At 41.4% G+C, this 945-nt stretch carries 2 protein-coding genes; one reads left to right on the forward strand and one right to left on the reverse strand.

Annotated elements, in window-relative coordinates; genetic code table 11:
- Positions 1 to 341: hypothetical protein (locus A7D14_RS20185; RefSeq protein ID WP_218058496.1), on the reverse strand; the 341-nt coding region annotated here is incomplete at its 3' end.
- Between the two features lie 142 nt (positions 342 to 483).
- Between A7D14_RS20185 and A7D14_RS01565 the strand changes: the two genes are divergently transcribed.
- Positions 484 to 945: transposase (locus tag A7D14_RS01565; RefSeq protein WP_255307365.1), on the forward strand; the 462-nt coding region annotated here is incomplete at its 3' end.

Consider the following 945-nt stretch of genomic DNA (forward strand, 5'->3'; position numbering starts at 1 on the left):
GGGTACTTTCCATTAATCCGTTTGTAATTCAGCACGTATGACAAGCATATTAATTGGTCCGTACTTACTCGTAAATCATAGATAATTTGTTCAACTTTATGATAGTCATAACAATCGTCTAATTTTGGATAGACAATAGGGTTTTCATCGTAATAGTCAATATTTTTAAAGTCCTTATACAATTTTTCCAGTTCCAAATTGACCTTTGCTATACGTGTTAAGATTACGAAGTACTTGATCGTTAAATTCCCAAAATCTGAGTCCGGATCTAATACAATTATGTCGTCATTGTGCATTAACTGCCCTTTTGACTGAATTAATTTTATTTGCGGAATGTTCATTTAATATAATTGTTAACGGTCTAGTATAAGAATAGTAGCGGATTTTCAAGCACTAGCTTTTCAGTTAAACACAGACCTTTTTTATATTGACTTACTTTCGTTTTAGCGATTAAACCGCTATTATTTTTATACATTGTGCCTGTTGCACAAGTTAGCGAAAAAAGTCGTTGATGATCATTGCCGATCGGGAAAGGGATCGTACCTTAAAGGGATGCAAGGCAAGAAGGACTATCAGGAAAAGCTGTTCGCCCGGTTCCAACTCAGCGAACGAGTGCCAAGGGACAATTTTTACAGGAAGTTGAAGGGTGTGTTGGACCTGGATTTCCTATATCCGCTCACCAAGGGGTATTATGGGCAAAGCGGGCAGAAGAGCATCGACCCGGTGGTCTTCTTCAAGCTTTGCCTTGTCGGCTATCTGGAGAACATCATCAGCGACCGCAAGCTCATGGAGCACTGTTCGATGCGGCTCGACATCCTGTTCTTCATAGGATATGATATCGACGAGGAGCTTCCCTGGCACAGTACGATAAGCAGGACGCGCCAACTGTTCCCGGAAGCGGTGTTCGAGGAGACCTTTACCAAGGTGCTGGCCATGTGCGTTGAA

Source organism: Allomuricauda sp. CP2A (assembly GCF_001683915.1).
Lineage (GTDB): Bacteria > Bacteroidota > Bacteroidia > Flavobacteriales > Flavobacteriaceae > Flagellimonas.